Origin of the sequence: Sphingomonas horti, assembly GCF_009753715.1 — a bacterium.
Classification (GTDB): domain Bacteria; phylum Pseudomonadota; class Alphaproteobacteria; order Sphingomonadales; family Sphingomonadaceae; genus Sphingomonas_B; species Sphingomonas_B horti.
This window is the reverse complement of record NZ_WQMS01000014.1, coordinates 112,439-135,934: the sequence shown is the minus strand read 5'-3', so window position 1 is coordinate 135,934 and position 23,496 is coordinate 112,439. Positions and strand designations below refer to the sequence as shown.

Sequence of the window (23,496 nt, the reverse complement as noted above, 5' to 3'; positions counted from 1 at the left end):
CCTATCGGGCCCGGACTCATCTTCCGGGAGGACCGCATGGCTCGGCACAAGATCGCTCTTATCGGCGCTGGCAATATCGGGGGCACGCTCGCGCATCTGGCGCTGACGCGGGACCTGGGCGACGTGGTGCTGTTCGACGTGGTCGAGGGCGTGCCGGAGGGCAAGGCGCTGGACCTCAACCAGTGCGGTCCGATCGAGGCCAAGGACGGCAACCTCAAGGGTACCAACGACTACGCCGACATTGCCGGCGCCGATGTCTGCATCGTCACCGCCGGCGTCGCCCGCAAGCCGGGCATGAGCCGCGACGACCTGCTCGGCATCAACCTGAAGGTGATGAAGGCGGTCGGCGAGGGCATCAAGGCGCATGCGCCGAACGCCTTCGTCATCTGCATCACCAATCCGTTGGACGCGATGGTCTGGGCGTTGCGCGAATTCTCCGGCCTCCCGCACCACATGGTGGTCGGCATGGCGGGCGTGCTCGACTCGGCGCGCTTCCGCCACTTCCTCGCCGAGGAATTCGGAGTCTCGAAGCAGGACGTGACCGCGTTTGTGCTCGGCGGGCACGGTGACACGATGGTCCCGGTCATCGAATATTCGACCGTCGCCGGCATCCCGATCCCGGCGCTGATCAAGATGGGCTGGTCCACCCAGGAACGCATCGATGCGATCGTCGATCGCACCCGCAAGGGCGGCGGCGAGATCGTCGCGCTGCTGAAGACCGGCTCCGCCTATTACGCGCCCGCGACCAGCGGCATCGAAATGGCCGAGGCGTATCTGAAGGACAAGAAGCGCCTGCTCCCCTGCGCCGCCTATCTGGACGGCCAGTACGGCCAGAAGGGCCTCTATGTCGGCGTGCCGGTGATCCTGGGCGCCGGCGGCGTCGAGAAGGTCGTCGAGATCGAGTTGAACGACAAGGCAAAGGCGAACTTCCAGACCTCGGTCGAGGCGGTCAGGGAACTGATGGCGGCCTGCCAGGGCATCGACGGAAGCCTGAAATCCTGATGCACAAGCTTCTGCTCTTGAGCGGCGCTCTGGCTGTCGCCGTTTCAGCGACGGCCCAGAACGGAGCGAATTGGTCGACGGGCGCCGGATCGATCACGACGATCCAATTTGCGGGCGGTAGCGGATCGGCGCCGGATGCGGTTGCGCGCACGCCGATCGAGGCCGCGATAGCTTTCAAGAAGTGGTGCCTGGATTCAGGTGGCGACCCGGCATTGGCGGCCGCTGAATTCCAGGACTTCGGCGGAGCCATCCTCCCGGTCAGCGGGGGCAAGGACAAGCCGCCGGCAAAGCTGCACATCTACAACGGTCCCGGTGCCGTGGTGGCGCAGACGGACGGGTTCTTCGCTGTGCCGCAAGCGCAGTGCAATGTCAGCTTCTACGTGCCGGCGCTGCCGGACAAGGCGGAGATGCAGGAGGCCGTTTCTGCGCTGTTTGCCACGCCGCCTACGAACGCAGCCGACGCAGTCAAGAAAAACGGCAAGCCCAACAAGCGCTATGTGCCGACCTGGGAGGTTACTGACGCCAAGGGCAATGTGCGGCTGATCACCTATTCCACTTTGGGGAGCGGCTTCGACGCGGCGGGGAACCGCGTGATGCTTGTTGCCCTCTTCAACCCCGGAGCCACTCGGTAATGAGCATTCTCGTCAACGCGAACACCAAGGTGATCACCCAGGGCTTCACCGGCGCCCAGGGCACGTTCCATTCGGAGCAGGCGATCGCCTATGGCACCAAGGTCGTCGGCGGCGTCACGCCCGGCAAGGGCGGACAGACCCATATCGGCCTGCCGGTGTTCGACACCGTCGAGGAGGCGGTCGCGAAGACGGGGGCGGACGCGTCGGTGATCTACGTGCCGCCGGCCTTTGCCGCGGACTCGATCCTGGAAGCGATCGACGCCGAAGTGCCGCTGATCGTCTGCATCACCGAGGGCATTCCAGTGCTCGACATGGTGAAGGTGAAGCGCGCGCTGTCGGGCTCGAAATCGCGGCTGATCGGGCCGAACTGCCCGGGCGTGCTGACGCCCAATGAGTGCAAGATCGGCATCATGCCGGGCAACATCTTCAAGAAGGGCTCGGTCGGCGTCGTCTCGCGCTCTGGCACGCTGACCTACGAAGCGGTGTTCCAGACCACGAACGCGGGCCTGGGCCAGACCACCGCGGTCGGCATCGGCGGCGATCCGGTCAACGGCACCAACTTCATCGACGTGCTGGAGCTGTTCCTGGCCGACGACGAGACCAAGTCGATCATCATGATCGGTGAGATCGGCGGCGACGCCGAGGAGCAGGCCGCGCAGTTCCTGATCGACGAGGCGAAGAAGGGTCGCAGCAAGCCCACCGTCGGCTTCATTGCCGGCCGCACCGCGCCTCCGGGCCGTCGCATGGGCCATGCCGGCGCGATCGTCTCGGGCGGCAAGGGCGGCGCCGAGGACAAGATCGCGGCAATGGAGGCCGCCGGCATCCGCGTGTCTCCGAGTCCCGCGGAACTGGGCGAGACGCTGATGGCTTTGTTGAAGGGCTGATTAAGTCCTCCCCTGCATTTGCAGGGGAGGGGGACCGCGCACCGGAGGTGCGTGGTGGAGGGGCCGCAGCGAAGCGAGGACCGCCAACCCTCCGCTTCGCTCCGGGCCCCTCCACCACCGGCTTCGCCGGCGGTCCCCCTCCCCTCGCAGGCGAGGGGAGGAGTTGGAGCACACGTAATGGGATACCAGAATCTGAGCTTCGACCAGCTGGAGGGCGTGTCGCCGTCCTTCGTTGAGGCGCTGTACCGCAACTATGCGGCCGACCCGAACTCGGTCGAGCCGAGCTGGCGCGATTTCTTTGCCGGGCTCGAGGGCAGCAGCGAGGGGCCGAGCTGGAAGCGTCCGAACTGGCCGCTTCCCGACACCGACGCGCTGACCGCCGCGCTCGATCCGACCCAGAGCGCGATTCAGCCTAAGCCCGACAGGAAGGCGGCTGCCGCGCCCGCCGCCGTGCCGGATACGGACGCGATCGCCAAGGCCGCGGGCGACTCGATCCGCGCGATGATGCTGATCCGCACCTACCGGGTGCGCGGGCACCTGGCGGCGCAGCTCGACCCGCTCGGCCTTTCCAAGCGCGAGCTGCCGGCGGACCTGACGCCCGAATATCACGGCTTTTCCGGCGCCGACCTTGACCGGCCGGTCTATCTGGGCGGCACGCTCGGCCTGCAGACCGCGACGGTGCGCGAGATCGTCGAGATCCTGCGCCGCAATTATTGCGGGCCCGTCGGCCTTGAGTACATGCACATCGCCGATACCGAGGAACGGCGCTTTCTGCAGGAGCGGTTCGAGGGCCGCGACAAGGCGATCGAGTTCACGCCCGAGGGCAAGACCGCGATCCTGTCGGCAGTGATCCGCGGCGAGCAGTTCGAGAAATTCCTGGGCCGCAAATATGTCGGCACCAAGCGCTTCGGCCTGGATGGCGGCGAGGCGATGATCCCCGCGCTGGAAGCGGTGATCAAATATGGCGGCGCGATGGGCGTGCGCGAGATCGTCTATGGCATGGCGCATCGCGGCCGGCTGAACATCCTCGCCAACGTGATGGCGAAGCCGTTCCGTGTGATCTTCCACGAATTCTCCGGCGGCTCGGCCAACCCGGAGGACGTCGGCGGCTCGGGCGATGTGAAGTATCACCTCGGCACCTCCACCGATCGCGAGTTCGACGGGATCAGCGTCCATATGTCGCTGGTGCCGAACCCCTCGCACCTTGAGGCGGTCGATCCGGTCGTGCTCGGCAAGGTCCGCGCGACGCAGGTGATGCGCGACAATCTTGGCAAGCACGACCAGGTGCTGCCGGTGCTGATCCACGGCGACGCGGCGTTCGCGGGGCAGGGGATTGTCTGGGAATGCCTCGGCTTCTCGGGCGTGCGCGGCTACAATACCGGCGGCTGCGTCCATTTCATCATCAACAACCAGATCGGCTTCACGACCAGCCCGCAATTCGCGCGCTCCTCGCCCTATCCCTCGGACGTGGCGAAGGGCGTGCAGGCGCCGATTTTCCACGTGAACGGCGACGATCCCGAAGCCGTCACCTATGCCTGCAAGATCGCGATCGAGTTCCGCCAGCGCTTCAACCGCGACATCGTGATCGACATGTGGTGCTACCGGCGGTTCGGCCACAACGAGGGCGACGAGCCGAGCTTCACCCAGCCGCTGATGTACGCGGCGATCAAGGGCCATCCGCCGGTCAGCGGCATCTATGGCGCGCGGCTGAAGCAGCAGGGCGTGATCGACGACGCCTTCGCCGACCAGACTGCGCAGGCCTTCACCTCGCATCTGGAGGAGGAGTTCGAGAGCGCCAAATCCTATCTGCCCAACAAGGCGGACTGGTTTGCGGGCCGCTGGTCGGGCCTCAGCAAGCCCGCCGACGCGGAGACCGCGCGGCGCAACGTCGATACCGGCATCGACCGCAAATTGTTCGACAGCCTGGGCCGCACGCTGACGACCGTTCCGGAAGGCGTGAACGTCCACAAGACGCTCGGGCGCATCCTGGATGCGAAACGCGAGATGTTCACGTCCGGCCACGGCTTCGACTGGGCGACCGGCGAGGCGCTCGCTTTCGGCAGCCTCGTCACCGAAGGCTATGGCGTGCGCCTGTCGGGCCAGGATTCGGGTCGCGGCACGTTCAGCCAGCGCCACGCCGTTTGGGTCGACCAGGCGACCGAGGACAAATATGTGCCTTTGTCGACGCTGCCGCACGGCCGCTTCGAGGTGCTGGACTCGCCGCTTTCCGAATATGGCGTGCTCGGCTTCGAATATGGCTATGCCGGCGCTGACCCGAAGACGCTCGTCCTCTGGGAAGCGCAGTTCGGCGACTTCGCGAACGGCGCGCAGATCATGATCGACCAGTTCATCGCCGCCGGCGAGGCCAAGTGGCTGCGCGCCAACGGCCTTGTGATGCTGCTGCCCCATGGCTACGAAGGCCAGGGGCCGGAGCACAGCTCGGCGCGGCTGGAGCGTTATCTCCAGCTCTGCGCGCAGGACAATATGCAGGTCGCTAACTGCACCACGCCCGCGAATTATTTCCACATCCTGCGCCGGCAGATGCTGCGGCCGTTCCGCAAGCCGCTGGTGATCATGACGCCGAAGTCGCTGCTCAGGCACAAGATGGCAGTGTCCTCGACCGACGATTTCCTGGGGGCCAGCCATTTCCGGCGCATCCTTTCCGACCCGTCGGGCCCCGGGGACAAGGACGTGAAGCGGCTGGTGCTGTGCTCCGGCAAGGTCGCCTACGACCTGATCGAGGCGCGCGACGCGGCGGGCGACAAGAACACGTTGATCGTGCGGCTGGAGCAGCTCTATCCGTTCCCGGGCGAGCCGCTGACCGCGCGCCTCCAGCGCATGACCAACCTGGAAGAGGTGGTCTGGGCGCAGGAGGAGCCGCGGAACAACGGCGCCTGGTTCTTCGTCGAGCCGTTCATCGAGGAGTGCCTGCGCGATGCGGGCGTGAAGCCGCAGCGGCCGCGCTACGCCGGGCGCGCGGCGGCGGCGTCGCCGGCGACCGGCCTCGCCAAGCGGCACGTGGCGGAGCAGGGCGCGCTGATCGCCGACGCGCTCGGCCATAATGTCCGCGAGGAAATCCGGCGCACCCGCTCCGGCAAGACGACTGCGACCAAGGGCCCGAAGCAAGGGCCGGCGAGCTAGGGAACGAAAGAATGGCGACCGAAATCAAGGTTCCGACTCTCGGCGAATCGATCACCGAGGCAACGATCGGCGAATGGCTGAAGAAGCCGGGCGAGGCCGTGAAGGCGGACGAGCCCGTCGCCAGCCTGGAGACCGACAAGGTGTCGGTCGAGGTGCCGTCGCCCGTCGCCGGCGTGATGGGGCAATATGCCGCGCAGGTCGGCGATACCGTCCAGGTTGGCGCCGTCATCGGCTCGATCGAGGAAGGCGGGGCGGCTGCCGCCGCTCCGGCCCCGGCGCCTGCCGCTGCACCGGCGCCCGCTCCTGCACCCGCCTCTGCGCCGGCCGAGGAGCCGGCCGGCGACTTGACGCTGTCGCCATCGGTGCGGCGGATGGTGCTGGAGCACGGGCTCGATCCGACCCAGATCAAGGGCACGGGCAAGGACGGGCGTCTCACCAAGGAAGACGTGCAGCAGGCGATCGAAGCCGCCAGGGCGAAGCCGGCGGCCGCTCCCGCACCCGCACCCGCGCCCGCTCCGGCACCGGCCCCCATTCAGGCCGGCGAGCGCCGCGAGGAGCGCGTGCGCATGACGCGCCTCAGGCAGACGATCGCGACGCGCCTCAAGGAAGCGCAGAACACCGCCGCGATGCTGACGACGTTCAACGACGTCGACATGACCGCGGTCATGGAAGCGCGGGCGAAATACAAGGACCTGTTCGAGAAGAAGCACGGCGTCCGCCTCGGCTTCATGGGCTTCTTCGTGAAAGCGGCGGTCCAGGCGCTCCGCGACATTCCCGCCGTCAACGGCTCGATCGAAGGCGACGAGATTGTCTATCGCGACTATGTCGACGTCTCGGTCGCCGTCTCCGCGCCCAACGGCCTGGTCGTGCCGGTGGTCCGCGACGCGCAGGACCTGTCGGTCGCCGGGATCGAGAAGCAGATCGCGGACTTCGGCAAGCGCGCCAAGGATGGCACGCTGAAGATGGAGGAAATGCGCGGCGGCACCTTCACGATCTCGAACGGCGGCGTGTTCGGCTCGCTGCTTTCGACGCCGATCATCAATCCGCCGCAGAGCGCCGTGCTCGGCCTCCACCGGATCGAGGAACGCCCGGTCGTCCGCGACGGCCAGATCGTCATCCGCCCGATGATGTACCTCGCGCTCAGCTACGACCACCGCCTGGTCGACGGCCGCGAGGCAGTCACGTTCCTCGTGGCCCTCAAAGATGCTATCGAGGACCCGACAAGGCTGCTGATTGATTTGTGAGGCAATGATGAACTGGCGTGACCATATCCATTCGGATCCCAGTATTTTGGGCGGCAAGCCGGTTGTAAAGGGCACGCGCATCTCCGTGGAGCTGATTCTCGAATACTTCGCCGACGGCTGCTCGATGCATGACGTGCTTGAGGCCTATCCGCATATCACGGAAGCGCAGGTTCGCGCCGCCTTGGCGTTCGCGCACGATATGGTTGCAGAAGAGCGCACGATAGCCGAGCGCCGCGCGGCCTGACGCGTGTTGTTCGTCGCCGATGAGAATGTATCGTTCCTCCTCGTCGCGCGCCTCCGCGGTGCCGGATATGAAGTCGACTGGATTGCGGAGAGTGCGCCGGGCATTGGCGATACCGATGTGTTGTCGCGCGCGCGAGCGGTGGACGCGGTGCTCGTGACCTTTGACCGGGATTTCGGTGAACTCGTCTTCGTCCGGGGCGAACAGGCGCCGAGAAACATTGTTTATTCGCGGCTCGGGCGCGCCGAACCGGATGTCGCGGCTGATCTGATCCTTTCAACCCTCGCGGCTGGCCTGACACCGGGGCAAATGGTCACCGTCACTCGAGACAATGTTCGCTTTACCGATTTTCCCTCTGGAGCTTTCAATGGCTGACTATGATTTCGACGTTCTCGTGATCGGCGCCGGTCCTGGCGGTTACGTCGCGGCGATCCGCGCGGCGCAGCTGGGGTTGAAGACCGCGTGCGCGGAAAGCCGGGAGACGTTGGGCGGCACCTGCCTCAACGTCGGCTGCATCCCGTCCAAGGCGATGCTGCATGCGTCCGAATATTACGACCAGGCCGCGAACGGCAGCTTCGCGAAGCTGGGCATCAAGGTGAAGCCGGAGCTCGACCTCGATGCGATGCACGGCCAGCGCAAGGACGCGGTCAAGCAGCTGACCGGCGGCATCGAATTCCTGTTCAAGAAGAACAAGGTCGAATGGCTGAAAGGCCGTGCCGCCTTCACGGCCAAAGACACGGTCAAGGTCGGCGAGCGCGAGGTGCGTGCAAAGAACATCGTCATCGCCACCGGCTCCTCGGTGACGCCGCTGCCCGGCGTGGAGGTCGACAACGCCAAGGGCGTGATCGTCGATTCGACCGGCGCGCTGGAGCTGGCCAAGGTGCCCGAGCACCTCGTCGTGATCGGCGCCGGCGTGATCGGGCTGGAGCTCGGCTCCGTCTGGCGCCGCCTGGGCGCCAAGGTCACCTGCGTCGAGTTCCTCGACCAGATTCTGCCCGGCTTCGACGGCGAGGTCCGCAAGGAAGCGAACAAGATCTTCAAGAAGCAGGGCTTCGAGTTCAAGCTCGCCACCAAAGTCACAGGCGCGGCCGTCAAGGGCAAGAAAGCGACGCTGACGGTCGAGCCGGCCGCGGGCGGCGCGTCGGAAACGATCGAAGCCGATGCCGTGCTGGTCTCGATCGGCCGGCGTCCCAACACCGATGGGCTGAACCTTGAAGCCGCTGGCCTCAAGACCAATCAGCGCGGCCAGATCGAGACGGACCATGATTTCCGCACTTCGGTGCCCGGCATCTGGGCGATCGGCGACGTGATCCCCGGTCCGATGCTCGCCCACAAGGCCGAGGACGAAGGCATTGCGGTCGCCGAGAACATCGCCGGCCAGACCGGAATCGTGAATCACGACGTGATCCCGTCGGTCGTCTACACCTGGCCGGAGATCGCCGGCGTCGGCCTGACCGAGGAGCAGGCGAAGGAGCGGGGCCCGGTCAAGACCGGCAAATTCCCGATGCTCGCCAACAGCCGCGCCAAGACCAATCACGAGCCGGACGGCTTCGTGAAGGTCGTGGCCGACGCGAACACCGATCGCGTATTGGGCGTTTGGATGATCGCCAGCGTCGCCGGCACGATGATCGCCCAGGCCGCGCAGGCGATGGAGTTCGGCGCGACCAGCGAGGACATCGCCTATACCTGCCACGCCCACCCGACGCATTCGGAAGCGCTGAAGGAAGCGGCGATGGCGGTGACGGGGAAGCCTATACACATTTAGTCCTCTCCAAGCTTTGCTTGGGGAGGGGGACCATGCGGAGCATGGTGGAGGGGCGGCGCGCAGCGCCGAGCCAAACCTCCGCTTCGCTCCGGCCCCTCCACCGCGCTTCGCGCGGTCCCCCTCCCCGAGCAAGCTCGGGGAGGATTTGGGAACCCTCCGCCCCCTCATCCGTCTCCCCCTCGTTACGGAGGAGAGACGATGCGCGCGGCCTGGATCATGCTGGTTTTGGCTCTCGCCGCGTGCGGCAAGAAGGAAGCCGGCTTGCCCGACGATCCGATCAGGCGCGCGGCGACCTGCGGCGTGGTCGCGGCGGCGGATGCGCGGCGGTCGCTCGGCAGCGTCGATGCGAAGCTGACGATCGAGCAGCAGGGGCACATTCTGCATTACGCGCTGATCGAGGGCGCGGCAGGCGGCAGCTTCGACCGCACGCGCTCGGCGGCGGTGGTCAACGCAATGCCGCAACTCGGCGACAAGGTGACCGGCGATGACTGGCAGTCGCTGATTGGCGAGTGCGCGAACGCCTATCCGGCGACAAAACCGGTCGAGCGCGTCACGCTCCCGTCCGACGCGCTGACGGCGCAGGCCGGCTGCCACGACCTGTCCGACTTCATCACCACGGCGCTGCGCAGCCAGGAGAATAATTTCATCGATCGCATCCGCGCCTATGACGCGATGGAGCGCACGCTCGACAACAAGATGGGTGCGACGCTGAAGGCGCGGGGGCTGAACCAGGCCCGGGCGAACGAGGCCCGGGCAAAGGCGCTCGCCAAAGTCGCGACGCTCGGCCCGCCGATCGCCGTGCTGGACCAGTGCGTAAAGAAATTCGGGTCCTGATCGTCGTCATCCCGGGCTTGACCCAGGACCCACCTTCCTTTCTGGCGCGCGCACCGACATGACAGGGAGGTTCCGGGTCGAGACCGGATGACGGCCAACAGACAGATGGACCCCCTCACGCCTTTCCTCCCCTGGTTCGACCTGTTCGGCATCGCGGTGTTCGCCGCCTCCGGCGCGCTCGCCGCGGCGCGGCACCGGCAGACGCTGGTCACCTTCGCCTTTTTCGCGCTGGTCACCGGCGTCGGCGGCGGCACGGTGCGCGACTTGCTGATCGACGCGCCGGTCTTCTGGGTCCGCGACTGGCGCGTGGCCGCCGTGTGCCTGGCGATGGCGGCGCTGATCTGGCTGACGCCGCAGCGCTGGTGGCACGGCCGCGCACTCGACTGGTTCGACGCGGTCGGGCTTGCCGCCTATGCCGTGTTCGGCGCCGCCAAGTCACTGGCCTTCGGCGTGCCGCCGGTCGTCGCGGTGCTGATGGGCGTGATCACCGCCAGCGTCGGCGGCATCATCCGCGACGTGCTGGCCGGCGAGCCCTCGATCTTGCTCCGTCCGGAACTCTACGTCACCGCCGCCGCACTCGCCGCCGCCCTGTTCGTGCTGCTCAGCTGGGCCGGCATCGCGATCGGCATCGCCGCGCCGATCGCTGCGCTCACCGGCTTCGCGCTCCGGGCCCTCGCGATCTGGCGCGGCCTGAAACTGCCGGCGTATCAGCGCTAGCACGTCAGTGGACCGTCGGCGGGAGTCCATCGGTCACGACGGCGACCACGGCCCAAAATTCGCGCGGAATGGCCTCGATCGCGCTTACGGTCTGCTCCTGCCGCACCTGCGCTTTGGTGAAATAGAATGCGACTTCCCGCTCATCCAAAGTCTCCACGAAGGAAGGCTCCACGCCGTATGAATGGAAGAGCGAGGCTACTTCTTCTGCGTGCGCATGCTTGATACGGATCCGCGCGCCTATGGAGCGTCGGCCTGGCCGGCGCTTAGCCATTGGCGGAATTGACCTCACCAAACGCCTTCGGCTCCGCGGGCGGGTGCTCCGGCTCCCGCAGCTGCGCCTGCCACAGGCCGACATCGATCCACCGTCCCAGCTTCCATCCGACCTGCCGGTACACGCCGGCGCGGCGGAAGCCGGCCAGTTCGTGCAGCTTCACCGACGCGTCGTTCGGCAGCGAGATCGCGGCGATCGCCTGGGTGAAGCCTTGGGCGCGCAGGATGTCGAGCAGCCGCGCATAGAGCAGCCGCCCGACACCGCGCCGCTGCGCCCCTTCGGCGATATAGACGGTGGTCTCCACCGCCCAGCGATAGGCGGTGCGGTCGCGGAACCGGTCGGCGTAAGCATAGCCGAGAACTGTCCCATCCGCCTCGGCGACCAGCCACGGAAAACGGCCATCCAGCTTCGCGATTCGCGCGCGCATCTCGTCCGGCGTCGGCGCCTGTTCCTCGAACGAGGCGATGCCGCGCGTCACGTGGGGCGCGTAGATGGCGGCGAACGCCGCCGCGTCCTCGCCGCGGGCGCGGCGGATGCGGATCATCGCGCGATCAGGCTCAGCAGCCAGCGGCCGAGCCCCGCATCCGGCGTGCGCGGGGGCAGGGCGGCGGCGCATTCGAGGCAGCGGGCCTGGATCGAGGCGCCGGTCGCGAGGCTCTGCGCGTCCGCGACCGCACTCCAGGCGAGCGCCTTCTGCCGGGCCGCCAGCCGCGACAGCATATCGGTCCCGTCCCGCTCGCCCTCGTCATCCGGGCGCGACCAGTCGCTCGCCCATTGCTCCCACCAGCTCGGCCGCTTCTCCAGATAGACGAGCGCCGGCTTGTCGATCTTCGCCCGCCGCGCGGCTTCGGCGACCGCGTCGCTCAGGCCGCCGAACGCGTCGACCAGCCCCAGCTGCCGGGCGCTGCCGCCGTCCCACACCCGGCCTTGGCCGATCTCGTTGACGCGCGCCGTCGCCAGCTTGCGCGACTGGGCGACCAGCGCGACGAAGCGGCCGTAAATGTCCTCGACGCCGGTCTGGGCGAGCCGGTCGAACTCGGGGCTGGTGCCGCCGAACAGGTCCGGCTGGCCGGACAGCGGCGTCGTCTTCACGCCGTCGGTGGTCACGCCGATCTTGGCGAGCGTCGCCTCGAATGTCGGCAGTACGCCGAACACGCCGATCGATCCGGTGATCGTGCTCGGCTCGGCGAAGATGCGGTCGCCCGCCGTCGCGACCCAATAGCCGCCGGATGCTGCGACCGACCCCATCGACACGACCACCGGCAGCCCCTTGGCCTTGGCTTCAAGGAGGGCCGAGCGGATGCGCTCCGACGCCAGCGCCGATCCGCCAGGCGAATCGATCCGCACCACAAGCGCCTTCACGTCGCCGTCCGCGACTGCCTTGCGGATCGCACGCGCGATCGTGTCGCCGCCGGCCGTTCCGGGCCCGGCAAAGCCGTCCTGGATCGTGCCCGCCACGGTCACGATGCCGATGTCGCCATTCTCGTATTTGAGCGGATTGGCCGCGACCCAATCCTCCAGCCGCACGGTCTTGAAGCTGCCGTTCTTGTCGTCCTTGCCGGCAACCGCGGCGACCCGGTCGGAGAAAGCGGCCCGCTCGCCCAGCCTGTCGACCAGGCCATAGGCCAGCGCCGCCTGCGACAGGTTGCCCGCGCCCGCCGGGTTCGCGATCGCCTCGGCCAGCTTCGCCCGCGGCCGCGCGCGCGACACGTCGGTCTTCCACCCTTCCCACAGCGCGGACGCCAGCGCCTCGTTCGCCTGCCGCGCCTCGGGCGACTGGTCGGCGCGGATATACGGTTCGACCGCCGACTTGAACGCGCCGACCCGATAGACGTGCGCGGTCACGCCCAGCTTGTCGAGCAGCCCCTTGTAGTAGAGCCGCGATCCGCCCGGCCCGGCAAAGGCGGCGCCGCCCATCGGGCTCATCCACACTTCGGACGCGTGCGCGGCGAGCTGGTAGCTGTCGTCGGTATAGCCGGTCGCATAGGCAAACACCGGCTTGCCCGACCGCTTCACCCGATCGATCGCTTCGCCGACCGTTTCCAGCGCGACCTGGCCCGCGCCCAGGAAGCGGTCGAGGTCGAGCACGACGGCCTTGATGCTCCCGTCGGTCCGCGCCGCGTCGAGCGCGCGGACGACGTCGCGCAAACGGTGCTCGCGCGCGACGGCGGCACCGCCCGCGGTCAGCGAATCGAACGGACCGCGCTCGGCCGGCTGCTCGACGATCGTGCCGTTCAGGTCCAGCAGCAGCGCGCCCGATCCGACCGGCCGGTTGGGATTGTAGGTGAGCACGGCGTGCAGCGCGCCGAAGAACAGCAGCATCAGGATCAGGACCAGCGCGTCCTTGATGCCGACGAGCAGCCGCCAGAAACCGGCCAGGAATCGCATGAAACACCGCCTCGCTGTTGCCGTCCGACAATCCAGCGTGGCGCTGCGCTTTTCAAGCCGGCCGTGCAAGGCCCGCGGCATGCCCCGAATTTGCCGGCCGCCGCGCCTTGACGACCCATGAACGCGGTCACATATGGCCCTCGCTGGCACTCGCCGCGGCTGAGTGCCAACAGTCCTAGTTTTGGAGGGAAAACCCAGATGAACTTTCGTCCGCTGCACGATCGCGTGCTCGTTCGCCGTGTCGAGGCCGAGGAGAAGACGGCCGGCGGCATCATCATCCCCGACACCGCCAAGGAAAAGCCGCAGGAAGGCGAAGTGGTCGCCGTCGGCGGCGGCGCCAAGAATGAGGACGGCAAGGTCACCCCGCTGGACGTGAAGGCCGGCGACCGCATCCTGTTCGGCAAATGGTCGGGCACCGAGGTCAAGGTCAACGGCGAAGACCTGATCATCATGAAGGAATCCGACATCCTCGGGATCGTCGGCTGATTTCAACCCGCGCGCCGTGCTCCGGCGAAGGCCGGAGCCCTGCTCGCAACGCTCCGGGCTGCGCCGGAGCACAGGAATAGAAGGAAACAACGAACATGGCAGCCAAAGACGTCCGTTTTGCCCGCGACGCGCGCGAGCGCATCCTGCGCGGCGTGGACATTCTCGCCGACGCGGTGAAGGTCACCCTCGGCCCCAAGGGCCGCAACGTCGTCATCGACAAGTCGTTCGGCGCCCCGCGCATCACCAAGGATGGCGTGACGGTCGCTAAAGAGATCGAACTGAAGGACAAGTTCGAGAATATGGGCGCGCAGATGCTGCGCGAGGTCGCGTCGAAGACCAACGACCTGGCCGGCGATGGCACCACCACCGCCACCGTGCTTGCCCAGGCGATCGTGCGCGAGGGCATGAAGTCGGTCTCCGCCGGCATGAACCCGATGGACCTGAAGCGCGGCATCGACTTCGCCGTCGCCAAGGTCGTCGACGACCTGAAGCAGCGCTCGAAGCCGGTCGCCGGCAGCCAGGAAATCGCCCAGGTCGGCATCATCTCGGCCAATGGCGACACCGAAGTCGGCCAGAAGATCGCCGAGGCGATGGAGAAGGTCGGCAAGGAAGGCGTGATCACCGTCGAAGAGGCGAAGGGTCTCGAATTCGAGCTCGACGTCGTCGAGGGCATGCAGTTCGACCGCGGCTATCTGAGCCCGTACTTCATCACCAATCCGGAAAAGATGCAGGTCGAGCTCAACGACCCGTACATCCTGATCCACGAAAAGAAGCTCTCCAACCTGCAGGCGATGCTGCCGATCCTCGAAGCGGTCGTGCAGAGTGGCCGTCCGCTGCTGATCATCGCCGAGGACATCGAGGGCGAGGCGCTGGCGACGCTCGTCGTCAACAAGCTGCGCGGCGGCCTGAAGGTCGCGGCGGTCAAGGCGCCGGGCTTCGGCGATCGCCGCAAGGCGATGCTGGAAGACATCGCGATCCTGACCAAGGGCGAGATGATTTCGGAGGATCTGGGCATCAAGCTGGAGAACGTCACGCTCGGCATGCTCGGCCAGGCCAAGCGCGTCACCATCGACAAGGACAACACCACGATCGTCGACGGCGCCGGCGAGGCGGATGCCATCAAGGGCCGCACCGAGGCGATCCGCCAGCAGATCGAGGTGACCACGTCCGACTATGACCGCGAGAAGCTGCAGGAGCGGCTGGCGAAGCTCGCCGGCGGCGTCGCAGTGATCAAGGTCGGCGGCGCGTCCGAAGTCGAGGTGAAGGAGCGCAAGGACCGCGTCGACGACGCTCTCCACGCGACCCGTGCGGCCGTGGAAGAGGGCATCGTCCCCGGCGGCGGCACCGCGCTCCTCTACGCGACCAAGGCGCTCGATGGCCTGAAGGGTCAGAACGACGACCAGACCCGCGGCATCGACATCATCCGCAAGGCGATCACCGCGCCGGTCAAGCAGATCGCGCAGAACGCCGGTGTCGACGGCGCCGTCGTCTCGGGCAACCTGCTGCGCGAGGGCGACGAGACCCAGGGCTTCAACGCCCAGACCGAAGCCTATGAGAACCTGGTCCAGGCCGGCGTGATCGACCCGACCAAGGTCGTCCGCACCGCCCTGCAGGACGCGGCCTCGGTCGCCGGCCTGCTGATCACCACCGAAGCCACCATCGCGGAACTGCCGGAAGACAAGCCGGCAATGCCGATGGGCGGCGCCGGCATGGGCGGCATGGGCGGCATGGACTTCTGACCGAGTTCGGCCCGCGCTAGCGTGCAGCTAGCGCGGGACTCGAACCGGTCCGGCCGGCGCCCCTCCGGGGCGACCGACGGCGCGGGATTAACTCCCGCGCCCCGTCCCGAAGCAAAAAACGAAGGGCCGGAGAGCACCAAGCTCCCCGGCCCTTTCTCTTTTCCCTCTCCCATAGGGAGAGGGCGACTCGCGAAGCGAGCGGGGTGAGGGGCCCGCAACCTTCCGTATAGCGCCAAACCCCTCACCCGGACGCGCTCCCGCGCGTCTCGACCTCTCCCATGGGAGAGGTGTCATCGCCCCCGCGCGATCAGCACCGTGCGCCTGATCTCCTCCAGCACCCCGTCCAGATTCTCCGTCACATCCGAATTCCAGAACCGCAGCACCACATAGCCCGCCTGCTCCAGCGAGAGCGTTCGCGCCCGATCCGCTTCCACCTGACCGGCATGCTGCCCGCCGTCGAGCTCCACGATCAGCTTCACCTCATCGCAGCCAAAGTCCGCGACCGATCCCGAAACCGGCCGCTGAAACCGAAACTTTGCCCCCTCGACCTGCCGATTCCGCAGCCGCTGCCACAACCGGTCCTCCACCTCCGTCCGCCCCCGCCGCAACTTCCGGGCAACAGGCGTCAAGCGCTTGGCCATGTGATTCCCCTCGTTCCCTCTTCCATAGGAAGAGGGCGACTCGCGCGCCAGCGCGAGCGGGGTGAGGGGGTGCGGAGCTCGACGTCACGCCCCCAACCCCTCACCCGGTCAGGCTGGCGCCTGACTCGACCTCTCCCGATGGGAGAGGTGCGCAACCCTCTCCCAAAGGGAGAGGGCGACTCGCGCGCCAGCGCGAGCGGGGTGAGGGGGTGCGGAGCTCGACGTCACGCCCCCAACCCCTCACCCGGACGCGCTATCGCGCGTCTCGACCTCTCCCCATGGGAGAGGTAACGCACGCCCTCTCCCCATGGGAGAGGCGGCTCACAACAAGCTGCCCTGCACCCCGCTTTCCTCGCGCTTCGCTTTCCGGAAGCCGGCCTGGCGGTCGAGCAGCGGCACCTTGGGCAGATGGCCCTGGAACAGCTCGGCCAGCGTGAAGATCTGCAGGCGGGGATAGGTCCGCCCGTCGGCGGCTTCGTACATGCCGGCGGCGGCGGCTTCGCGCTCCATTTCGCGGCTGGGGTTCACGACGCAGACGAAGATGCCGATCGGCGCCTTTTCCCGCTCGATCACGCCTTTCAGATCGCGCACCATCGCCACGCCCACATTGCGCCCAGCCTTCACGGACACGATCGCCGCCTCGGTCTTGCGGTCGTGGCCGGTGAAATAGACATAGCCGTCGATGCCGCGGTCGGCGCCCTTGCGCCCGCCCTGATAGGGCTGGCCCCCGATCTTCTGCGTGATCCAGTATTGGAATTGGTGCGGCTCGGTCTCGGCCAGATGCTCGGCATCCATCAGCCCCTTGGGCTCGCCGACAACCTCGAACGCGATGCCGGGAAAGGCCTCCTTCAGCCGCCGCTCGATCAGGCCGATCGCGAGATAGGTCACGTCGATCCCGATCCACTGCCGCCCGAGCTTCTGCGCCGCATGCACCGCCGTGCCGCAGCCGCAGAACGGGTCGAGCACCACGTCGCCGGGGTTGGACGAGGCGGAGATGATGCGTTCGAGAAGGGCGAGCGGCTTTTGGGTGGGGTAGCCGAGGCGCTCTTTCGCTTGGGCCGATATGGGCGGAATATCAGTCCACACGTCTCCAATCCGAGTCCCGTCCAAATCCGAAACGAACCATTTCAGTCTCGGAGTTCCTCCGTCGATCGCAGGCCATGCGATCCGCCCAACTTGGTCTAGCGCGTCCAGATTCTCCTGCGGCGATCCACTCTCGATTCCCTCTCTCTCCAAAATTGCCTTTGGGATGGCCCAGTGACGTCCGACGCCGGTCGGGTTTACGCCGCGCCACTCCTTTCCGCTGTCCCATTACGGACACCGGCCCCGGTTAGAGAAATCGCTTGAAACCGATCCTGCTTCGCCTCGTCGAACGATCGAAAGTGCTTTTCAATATATCCCTCGTCATGGCCGACCTTGATATCATTCCAGAGGTATTGGTCTGACTTGCTGTAGAACAGAAGCGTATCGTGGACGGGACCGAACGGCTTCGCAGAGCCGTGAGCAAAGGTGCGCTTCCACGTCACCTCATTGCGAAACTTGTCCGCCCCAAACACCCCATCGAGCAACAGCTTCAGGTAGTGCGACGCGGTCGGGTCGCAGTGCAGATACAGGCTGCCGGTCGGCTTCAGCACGCGGTGGAGCTCGATCAGCCGCACCGCCATCATCGCCAGATAGGCCATCATGTCGTTCTGGCCCAGAAACTCCTGCATCGCGCGGAGCAGGTTGGCGACATCGGTGTTGCCGCTGGTCATCACTTCGTGGAACGCCTGCGCGGCTTCGGGGCCGTAATGCCAGGTGTCCTCGAACGCCTCGATCTGGCTGTCGGCGGCGGCGCCCTTCGGCGACTTGAACAGGATGTTGTAGTTGGCGTTCGAGTTGAATGGCGGGTCCAGATAGACGAGATCGACGCTCTCGTCCGCGATATGCTCGCGCAGCACGCCGAGATTGTCGCCGTAGAACAGCTTGTTGGTCACGCAGGCCCTCCCGGCCGCCACCTAAGCACAGAACGCGTCCCTCTCCCATAGGGAGAGGCGGCTCCCCTCTCCCAAAGGGAGAGGGCGACTCGCGCGCCAGCGCGAGCGGGGTGAGGGGTTCGGACCTGTCCGTATAGCGCCAACCCCTCACCCGGTCAGGCTGGCGCCTGACTCGACCTCTCCCGATGGGAGAGGTGCGCAACCCTCTCCCAAAGGGAGAGGGCGACTCGCGCGCCAGCGCGAGCGGGGTGAGGGGTTCGGACCTATCCGTATAGCGCCCAGCCCCTCACCCGGTCAGGCTGGCGCCTGACTCGACCTCTCCCGATGGGAGAGGTGCGCAACCCTCTCCCAAAGGGAGAGGGCGACTCGCGCAAAGCGCGAGCGGGGTGAGGGGGTCGGACCTCTCCGTATAGCGCCAGGCCCCTCACCCGGACGCGCTCACGCGCGTCTCGACCTCTCCCTATGGGAGAGGTGCGTGTCACTCTCCTTCGGAGAGAGAAAAAATCCTGTCCTACACGCCCGCCGCCGTGCCACAGTCCGTGTCGGCTCTTTCGAATTGTTCGGATCACCGCAGGCCGGCGCGCGGCACGCCGCCCGGCGCCCCGGGGAGTGAATTTCCCCCGCGGAAGGTAACGCTTTCGCCGTGGACGTGGCGTGACTTTCGTTACCTTTCGCCGCCGCATTTCCCTTCGCCGCCCTCACGCGCTAACGGGGGCGCCCCATGCCTCGTCCCCTTCCCACCGTCGCGATCGTCGGCCGGCCCAATGTCGGCAAGTCGACGCTGTTCAACCGGCTTGTCGGCAAGAAGCTGGCGCTGGTCGACGACCGGCCCGGCGTCACGCGCGACCGGCGCGAGGGGGAAGCGCATCTGATCGGCCTCGACTTCCGCGTCATCGACACGGCCGGGTTCGAGGACGAGGACCCGCAGTCGCTGCCCGGCCGGATGCGCGTGCAGACGGAGGCTGCCGTGCGCGAGGCCGACGTCGCGCTGTTCCTGGTCGATGCCCGAGCGGGCGTCGTGCCGCTGGACGAGGAGATCGCCCGCTGGCTCCGCGCCGCCGACCGGCCGGTGGTGCTTGCCGTCAACAAGGCCGAAGGGCGCGCGGGCGAGCAGGGCGCGCTGGAGGCGCTGGCGCTGGGGCTCGGCGAGCCGGTCCAGATCTCGGCCGAGCATGGCGAAGGCGTCGCCGACCTGTTCGAGGCTTTGCTCCCCTATCTGGAGCGCGACGGGGACGAGCCGGAGGAGGCGTTTGACGAGGACGATCCGTCCGCGCCGCTGAAGCTCGCGATCGTCGGGCGGCCGAACGCGGGCAAGTCGACGCTCGTCAACCGCATCCTGGGCGAGGAGCGGATGATCACCGGGCCCGAGGCCGGGATCACGCGCGATTCGATCGCGATCGACATGGAATGGGAGGGGCGGCCGATCCGGCTGATCGACACTGCCGGCATGCGCAAGCGCGCGAACGTGGTCGACAAGCTGGAAAAGCTCTCGGTCGCGGACGGGCTGCGTGCGGTCGATTTCGCCGAGGTCGTGGTGCTGCTGCTCGACGCCACCCGCGGCCTCGAGGCGCAGGACCTGCGGATCGCCGATTCGGTGCTGCAGGAAGGGCGCGCGCTCGTCATCGCGCTCAACAAATGGGACGTGGCGGAGAATCCGAGCGCGCTGTTCAACGGGGTCAAGGCGGCGCTGGAGGAAGGGCTGGCGCAGGTGAAGGGCCTGCCGGTGCTGACCGTCTCGGCGGCGACGGGGAAGGGCCTCGACACGCTGCTGAAGGTCGCGTTCGAGACGCGCGACGCCTGGTCGCGGCGGGTGCCGACCGGCGAGCTCAACCGCTGGTTCGAGGCGGCGATCGAGAAGAACCCGCCGCCCGCGCCCGGCGGCAAGCGGATCAAGCCGCGCTATATCACCCAGGCGAAGACGCGGCCGCCCGGCTTCGTGCTGTTCGGCACCCGCGTCGACCTGCTGCCCGAAAGCTATCGCCGCTACCTGGTCAACGGCATCCGGCGGGACCTCGGCTTCGGCGCGGTGCCGGTGCGGCTGACGATGCGGGCGCCGAAGAACCCGTTCGATCGCGGCTGAACCGCAACCGACTGTTTACCTGAACGGCCTAAAGCTCGTCCCATGGCCGGGAACACTGCTTCGCTGATCGACTGGAACGCCTTCAACCAGGCGCGCGCCGAGCTGGGCTCGGGCTTCGTCCGCATCCTCGGCTATTTCAAGGAAGACGGCGTCAAGTCGCTGGACGTGATCGAGGAAGCGATGCGCAACAAGAGCGCGGCCGCTTTGGTCCGCCCGGCGCACACGCTGAAGGGTGAGGCGCGGCAGTTCGGCGCCGAGCCGTTGGCCGCGATCGCCGAGCGGATCGAGATGGTCGCGCGGCGCTGCGTCGAGCTCCACACCACGCCGGACGAGCTGATCCCCGACGTGGTGCAGCTCCGCCCGATGTTCGAGCAGACGATGCAGATGTTCGATCGGGAGACCAACCCGCTGATGGAACGCCGCCCCGGCGCCGGCTTCGGCCGCAAGGCGGTGTTCGGCCGCGCGGGCTGAGCGCTATTCCTCCGCCGGCTTCGACTGGAGCTGGATGAAGTTCTCGATGCCCATCAGCTTGATCTGGTCGAACAGCCGCTCGAGCGTGTCGACATGCTCTTCCTCATTCTCGAGGATGCGCTTCAGCAGGTCGCGGGTGACATAATCGCGGACCGATTCGCAGTGCTGGATGGCGTCGCGGAGCAGCGGGATCGCTTCCTGCTCCAGCTGCAGGTCCGAGCGCAGCACTTCCTCCACCGTCTCGCCGATCCTGAGCCGGCCGAGCATCTGGAAATTGGGATGGCCTTCCAGGAACAGGATGCGCTCCGCCAGCCAGTCGGCGTGCTTCATCTCGTCGATCGATTCGCCGTATTCGAACTTGGCGAGTCGCTGCACGCCCCAATGATCGAGCATGCGGTAGTGCAGGAAATACTGGTTGATCGCCGTCAGCTCGTTCTTGAGCGCGTCGTTCAGATATTCGATGACCTTCGGATCGCCCTGCATGCCGGTCCTCCTGTTCGGGAGACCCTAGGCCGCGTCGCGTTCCTCTTCAATGATCTGCCGGGCATAGGGCACGCACTGCCCGCACCGAAGGCGGCGGCCGAGCGAGGCATAGGCGGACAGCGGATCGGCACAGCCGGAGCGGGCAGCTTCCCGCACCTGGCGCTCGCGAATCGCATTGCAGTTGCAGACGATCATGAGTGCGCAGGTACAGCTATTGCGACTTAGTCGCAAGTCTTCTCTATGCCAGCGCGGCGTCCGCGCCCATCAGCTTGGGGAAGAATCCTTCATGCGAAGCGCGCAGCTCGTCGAGGGTGACGACGCAGTCGCGGTCCGGGCGCTCGAAGATCAGGCGGTTCTTGATCGTGCGGCCGAGCGGCTCGACGGTGACGCCCGCCACCAGAGCGGTGTCGAGGAACGGCACCAGCGCATGATCGGGCACGGTCACGATATAGACGCCCTGGTCTTCGCCGAAGAAGGATTGGGCGCAAGGGTAGGGCTGGGGCTTGTCGACCATCGCGCCGATGCCGCTCGCCAGCGCCATCTCGGCCAGCGCGACGGCGATGCCGCCGTCCGACACGTCGTGGCATGCGGAGACATGGCGGTGCTCGATCGCGGCGCGGATGAAATCGCCGGTGCGGCGCTCCGCCTCCAGGTCGACCGGCGGCGGGGGACCGTCCTCGCGGCCGTGCAGCTCGCGCAGCCATAACGACTGGCCGAGATGGCCGGTGCGGTCGCCGACGACGAGGATGATGTCGCCGATGTCCTTGAAGCCGATCGTCATCGACCGGGTCCAGTCGTCGATCAAGCCGACCGCGCCGATTGCCGGCGTCGGCAGGATCGCGGAGCCGCCTCCGGTCGCCTTGCTTTCGTTGTAGAGCGAGACGTTGCCGGACACGATCGGCATGTCGAGCTTCGTGCAGGCCTCCGCCATGCCCTCTATGCAGCCGACGAACTGTCCCATGATCTCGGGCCGCTGCGGGTTGCCGAAATTCATGCAGTCGGTCGCCGCCAGCGGCCGCGCGCCGACCGCGGTCAGGTTGCGCCAAGCTTCCGCGATCGCCTGCTTGCCGCCCTCGACCGGGTCCGCGAAGCAGTAACGCGGCGTGCAGTCGGTCGTGATCGCCAGCGCCTTGTCGGTGCCGTGGACACGCACGACAGCGGCGTCGCCGCCTGGGCGCTGCACCGTGTCGGCGCCGACCATATGGTCGTACTGCTCCCAGACCCAGCGGCGCGAGGCGAGGTCGGGCGAGCCGATCAGCACCTTCAGGTCGGCGGCGATGTCGATATGCTGGTCGGGAAGGTCGGCCAGCGGGGCGGGTTTCGGCGTCGCGACCCAGGGGCGATCGTAGCAGGGCGCGTCGTCGCCCAAAGGACCCAGCGGGATATCGGCGACGGTGTCGCCTTTCCAGGTCAGCACCATCCGCCCAGTATCGGTGACGCGGCCGATCACCGCGAAATCCAGCTCCCATTTGCGGAAGATCGCCTCCGCCTCGGCCTCGCGGCCGGGCTTCAGCACCATCAGCATGCGCTCCTGCGATTCGGAGAGCATCATCTCGTAGGGCGTCATGCCCTCTTCGCGGCACGGCACCGCGTCCATGTCGAGTTCGATGCCGACGCCGCCCTTCGACGCCATCTCAACCGAGGAGGACGTGAGGCCGGCCGCGCCCATGTCCTGGATCGCGACGATCGCGTCCGACGCCATCAGCTCCAGGCAGGCTTCGATCAGCAGCTTTTCGGTGAACGGGTCGCCGACCTGCACGGTCGGGCGCTTTTCCTCCGAATCCTCGGAGAAGTCGGCCGACGCCATGGTCGCGCCATGGATGCCGTCGCGGCCGGTCTTGGACCCGACATAGACGACCGGGTTCCCGACGCCAGCGGCGGCCGAATAGAAGATCTTGTCGGTTTTCGCGATGCCGACCGTCATCGCATTGACCAGGATGTTGCCGTCATAGGCGGAGTGAAAATTCACTTCGCCGCCGACGGTCGGCACGCCGACGCAATTGCCGTAGCCGCCGATGCCGTGGACGACGCCGGCGATCAGGTGGCGCATCTTCGGATGGTCCGGCTGGCCGAAGCGGAGCGCATTCATGCTCGCGACGGGGCGCGCGCCCATCGTGAACACGTCGCGCAATATGCCGCCGACGCCGGTCGCCGCGCCTTGGTAAGGTTCGATATAGCTCGGGTGGTTGTGGCTCTCCATCTTGAAGATGGCGGCCAGGCCGTCGCCAATATCGATCACGCCGGCATTCTCGCCCGGCCCCTGGATGACCCATGGTGCCTTGGTCGGCAGCTTCTTCAGATGCACGCGCGAGGATTTGTACGAGCAATGCTCGGACCACATGACGGAGAAGATGCCGAGCTCGGTCAGGTTCGGCGCGCGGCCCAGCGCGTGCAGGACGCGCTCATATTCCTCGGGAGAGAGGCTGTGCTCGGCGACGATTTCGGGCGTGATCTCGGACATGCGGGGCCCTTAGCCGGGCGCGCCGCCGAAGCCTAGGGTG

At 67.0% G+C, this 23,496-nt stretch carries 23 protein-coding genes; 14 read left to right on the top strand and 9 right to left on the bottom strand.

What is annotated here, in order from left to right:
- Window positions 1-36 precede the first annotated feature (36 nt).
- From mdh to GON01_RS12320, 10 genes are all read left to right on the top strand, one after another.
- A complete protein-coding gene (gene mdh / locus GON01_RS12365) occupies window positions 37-1,002 on the top strand; it encodes a malate dehydrogenase (protein ID WP_157027689.1) in 966 nt (321 codons plus the stop codon).
- The gene (locus GON01_RS12360; protein ID WP_157027688.1) at window positions 1,002-1,634 is read left to right on the top strand and encodes a hypothetical protein; all 633 of its coding nucleotides are present in this window, start codon (window positions 1,002-1,004) and stop codon (window positions 1,632-1,634) included. The genes mdh and GON01_RS12360 overlap by 1 nt, the downstream gene beginning before the upstream one ends.
- The gene (gene sucD, locus GON01_RS12355) at window positions 1,634-2,518 is read left to right on the top strand and encodes a succinate--CoA ligase subunit alpha (RefSeq protein ID WP_157027687.1); all 885 of its coding nucleotides are present in this window, start codon (window positions 1,634-1,636) and stop codon (window positions 2,516-2,518) included. The genes GON01_RS12360 and sucD overlap by 1 nt, the downstream gene beginning before the upstream one ends.
- Window positions 2,519-2,695: 177 nt before the next feature.
- Window positions 2,696-5,659: a 2-oxoglutarate dehydrogenase E1 component gene (locus GON01_RS12350; protein ID WP_157027686.1), complete on the top strand. Its 2,964-nt coding sequence runs from the start codon at window positions 2,696-2,698 to the stop codon at window positions 5,657-5,659.
- 11 nt (window positions 5,660-5,670) lie between these two features.
- Window positions 5,671-6,903 carry a 2-oxoglutarate dehydrogenase complex dihydrolipoyllysine-residue succinyltransferase gene (gene odhB / locus GON01_RS12345; RefSeq protein WP_157027685.1) on the top strand — a complete coding sequence of 411 codons (1,233 nt, stop codon included), beginning with the start codon at window positions 5,671-5,673 and terminating at the stop codon, window positions 6,901-6,903.
- A 4-nt stretch (window positions 6,904-6,907) separates the two neighbouring features.
- Window positions 6,908-7,147 (top strand): DUF433 domain-containing protein, encoded by a 240-nt coding sequence (locus GON01_RS12340; protein ID WP_232328824.1) that lies wholly within the window; start codon window positions 6,908-6,910, stop codon window positions 7,145-7,147.
- Window positions 7,148-7,150: 3 nt separating this feature from the next.
- Entirely contained in the window at window positions 7,151-7,519 is a 369-nt protein-coding gene (locus GON01_RS12335; protein ID WP_157027684.1) for a DUF5615 family PIN-like protein, read from the top strand.
- Window positions 7,512-8,909 (top strand): dihydrolipoyl dehydrogenase, encoded by a 1,398-nt coding sequence (lpdA, locus tag GON01_RS12330; protein WP_157027683.1) that lies wholly within the window; start codon window positions 7,512-7,514, stop codon window positions 8,907-8,909. The genes GON01_RS12335 and lpdA overlap by 8 nt, the downstream gene beginning before the upstream one ends.
- A 198-nt stretch (window positions 8,910-9,107) precedes the next feature.
- On the top strand, window positions 9,108-9,743 hold the full coding sequence (locus GON01_RS12325; protein ID WP_157027682.1) for a hypothetical protein: 636 nt from the start codon (window positions 9,108-9,110) through the stop codon (window positions 9,741-9,743).
- Between the two features lie 87 nt (window positions 9,744-9,830).
- Window positions 9,831-10,460 carry a trimeric intracellular cation channel family protein gene (locus GON01_RS12320; protein ID WP_408640923.1) on the top strand — a complete coding sequence of 210 codons (630 nt, stop codon included), beginning with the start codon at window positions 9,831-9,833 and terminating at the stop codon, window positions 10,458-10,460.
- 4 nt (window positions 10,461-10,464) lie between these two features.
- Here the strand turns inward: GON01_RS12320 and GON01_RS12315 are convergent, their stop codons facing one another.
- The 3 genes from GON01_RS12315 to sppA all read right to left on the bottom strand — a co-directional run bounded on the left by GON01_RS12315 (window position 10,465) and on the right by sppA (window position 13,119).
- On the bottom strand, window positions 10,465-10,617 hold the full coding sequence (locus GON01_RS12315) for a hypothetical protein (RefSeq protein WP_157027680.1): 153 nt from the start codon (window positions 10,615-10,617) through the stop codon (window positions 10,465-10,467).
- A gap of 106 nt (window positions 10,618-10,723) precedes the next feature.
- A complete protein-coding gene (locus GON01_RS12310) occupies window positions 10,724-11,275 on the bottom strand; it encodes an arsinothricin resistance N-acetyltransferase ArsN1 family B (protein ID WP_157027679.1) in 552 nt (183 codons plus the stop codon).
- On the bottom strand, window positions 11,272-13,119 hold the full coding sequence (gene sppA, locus GON01_RS12305; RefSeq protein ID WP_157027678.1) for a signal peptide peptidase SppA: 1,848 nt from the start codon (window positions 13,117-13,119) through the stop codon (window positions 11,272-11,274). Before sppA ends, GON01_RS12310 begins: the two co-directional genes overlap by 4 nt.
- 198 nt (window positions 13,120-13,317) lie before the next feature.
- Between sppA and groES the strand changes: the two genes are divergently transcribed.
- Window positions 13,318-13,605 (top strand): co-chaperone GroES, encoded by a 288-nt coding sequence (groES, locus tag GON01_RS12300; protein WP_157027677.1) that lies wholly within the window; start codon window positions 13,318-13,320, stop codon window positions 13,603-13,605.
- 95 nt (window positions 13,606-13,700) lie between these two features.
- On the top strand, window positions 13,701-15,344 hold the full coding sequence (gene groL, locus GON01_RS12295; protein ID WP_157027676.1) for a chaperonin GroEL: 1,644 nt from the start codon (window positions 13,701-13,703) through the stop codon (window positions 15,342-15,344).
- A 290-nt stretch (window positions 15,345-15,634) separates the two neighbouring features.
- Here groL and GON01_RS12290 read toward each other — a convergent pair whose 3' ends face one another.
- The 3 genes from GON01_RS12290 to GON01_RS17025 all read right to left on the bottom strand — a co-directional run bounded on the left by GON01_RS12290 (window position 15,635) and on the right by GON01_RS17025 (window position 17,961).
- Complete coding sequence (locus GON01_RS12290) at window positions 15,635-15,985, bottom strand: endonuclease domain-containing protein (RefSeq protein WP_157027675.1); 351 nt, start codon at window positions 15,983-15,985, stop codon at window positions 15,635-15,637.
- Window positions 15,986-16,306: 321 nt separating this feature from the next.
- Complete coding sequence (locus GON01_RS17030; RefSeq protein WP_309503212.1) at window positions 16,307-17,071, bottom strand: DNA methyltransferase; 765 nt, start codon at window positions 17,069-17,071, stop codon at window positions 16,307-16,309.
- 194 nt (window positions 17,072-17,265) lie between these two features.
- Window positions 17,266-17,961, bottom strand: coding sequence for a DNA methyltransferase (locus tag GON01_RS17025; protein ID WP_181599948.1), 696 nt, complete (start codon window positions 17,959-17,961; stop codon window positions 17,266-17,268).
- 721 nt (window positions 17,962-18,682) lie between these two features.
- Here GON01_RS17025 and der point away from each other — a divergent pair.
- Window positions 18,683-20,041: a ribosome biogenesis GTPase Der gene (der, locus tag GON01_RS12275; protein WP_157027673.1), complete on the top strand. Its 1,359-nt coding sequence runs from the start codon at window positions 18,683-18,685 to the stop codon at window positions 20,039-20,041.
- Between the two features lie 42 nt (window positions 20,042-20,083).
- Complete coding sequence (locus tag GON01_RS12270) at window positions 20,084-20,512, top strand: Hpt domain-containing protein (protein WP_157027672.1); 429 nt, start codon at window positions 20,084-20,086, stop codon at window positions 20,510-20,512.
- A 3-nt stretch (window positions 20,513-20,515) separates the two neighbouring features.
- Here the strand turns inward: GON01_RS12270 and bfr are convergent, their stop codons facing one another.
- From bfr to purL, 3 genes are read right to left on the bottom strand one after another with little or no spacing between them, the layout of a single operon-like run.
- Window positions 20,516-20,995 (bottom strand): bacterioferritin, encoded by a 480-nt coding sequence (bfr, locus tag GON01_RS12265; protein ID WP_157027671.1) that lies wholly within the window; start codon window positions 20,993-20,995, stop codon window positions 20,516-20,518.
- 24 nt (window positions 20,996-21,019) lie between these two features.
- Window positions 21,020-21,190 (bottom strand): (2Fe-2S)-binding protein, encoded by a 171-nt coding sequence (locus GON01_RS12260; protein ID WP_157027670.1) that lies wholly within the window; start codon window positions 21,188-21,190, stop codon window positions 21,020-21,022.
- Window positions 21,191-21,233: 43 nt separating this feature from the next.
- The gene (purL, locus tag GON01_RS12255; protein ID WP_157027669.1) at window positions 21,234-23,456 is read right to left on the bottom strand and encodes a phosphoribosylformylglycinamidine synthase subunit PurL; all 2,223 of its coding nucleotides are present in this window, start codon (window positions 23,454-23,456) and stop codon (window positions 21,234-21,236) included.
- Between the last annotated feature and the right edge of the window lie 40 nt (window positions 23,457-23,496).

Bases quoted from the DNA above. Each gene is read 5' to 3' on its own strand.
- GON01_RS12325 (WP_157027682.1), top strand. From the start codon at position 9,108: ATGCGCGCGGCCTGGATCATGCTGGTTTTGGCTCTCGCCGCGTGCGGC.
- GON01_RS12350 (WP_157027686.1), top strand. From the start codon at position 2,696: ATGGGATACCAGAATCTGAGCTTCGACCAGCTGGAGGGCGTGTCGCCG.
- GON01_RS12340 (WP_232328824.1), top strand. From the start codon at position 6,908: ATGATGAACTGGCGTGACCATATCCATTCGGATCCCAGTATTTTGGGC.
- lpdA (WP_157027683.1), top strand. From the start codon at position 7,512: ATGGCTGACTATGATTTCGACGTTCTCGTGATCGGCGCCGGTCCTGGC.
- GON01_RS12360 (WP_157027688.1), top strand. From the start codon at position 1,002: ATGCACAAGCTTCTGCTCTTGAGCGGCGCTCTGGCTGTCGCCGTTTCA.
- bfr (WP_157027671.1), bottom strand. From the start codon at position 20,995: ATGCAGGGCGATCCGAAGGTCATCGAATATCTGAACGACGCGCTCAAG.
- mdh (WP_157027689.1), top strand. From the start codon at position 37: ATGGCTCGGCACAAGATCGCTCTTATCGGCGCTGGCAATATCGGGGGC.
- purL (WP_157027669.1), bottom strand. From the start codon at position 23,456: ATGTCCGAGATCACGCCCGAAATCGTCGCCGAGCACAGCCTCTCTCCC.
- groES (WP_157027677.1), top strand. From the start codon at position 13,318: ATGAACTTTCGTCCGCTGCACGATCGCGTGCTCGTTCGCCGTGTCGAG.
- GON01_RS12290 (WP_157027675.1), bottom strand. From the start codon at position 15,985: ATGGCCAAGCGCTTGACGCCTGTTGCCCGGAAGTTGCGGCGGGGGCGG.
- groL (WP_157027676.1), top strand. From the start codon at position 13,701: ATGGCAGCCAAAGACGTCCGTTTTGCCCGCGACGCGCGCGAGCGCATC.
- der (WP_157027673.1), top strand. From the start codon at position 18,683: ATGCCTCGTCCCCTTCCCACCGTCGCGATCGTCGGCCGGCCCAATGTC.
- sppA (WP_157027678.1), bottom strand. From the start codon at position 13,119: ATGCGATTCCTGGCCGGTTTCTGGCGGCTGCTCGTCGGCATCAAGGAC.
- sucD (WP_157027687.1), top strand. From the start codon at position 1,634: ATGAGCATTCTCGTCAACGCGAACACCAAGGTGATCACCCAGGGCTTC.
- odhB (WP_157027685.1), top strand. From the start codon at position 5,671: ATGGCGACCGAAATCAAGGTTCCGACTCTCGGCGAATCGATCACCGAG.
- GON01_RS12320 (WP_408640923.1), top strand. From the start codon at position 9,831: ATGACGGCCAACAGACAGATGGACCCCCTCACGCCTTTCCTCCCCTGG.
- GON01_RS12310 (WP_157027679.1), bottom strand. From the start codon at position 11,275: ATGATCCGCATCCGCCGCGCCCGCGGCGAGGACGCGGCGGCGTTCGCC.
- GON01_RS12270 (WP_157027672.1), top strand. From the start codon at position 20,084: ATGGCCGGGAACACTGCTTCGCTGATCGACTGGAACGCCTTCAACCAG.
- GON01_RS12260 (WP_157027670.1), bottom strand. From the start codon at position 21,190: ATGATCGTCTGCAACTGCAATGCGATTCGCGAGCGCCAGGTGCGGGAA.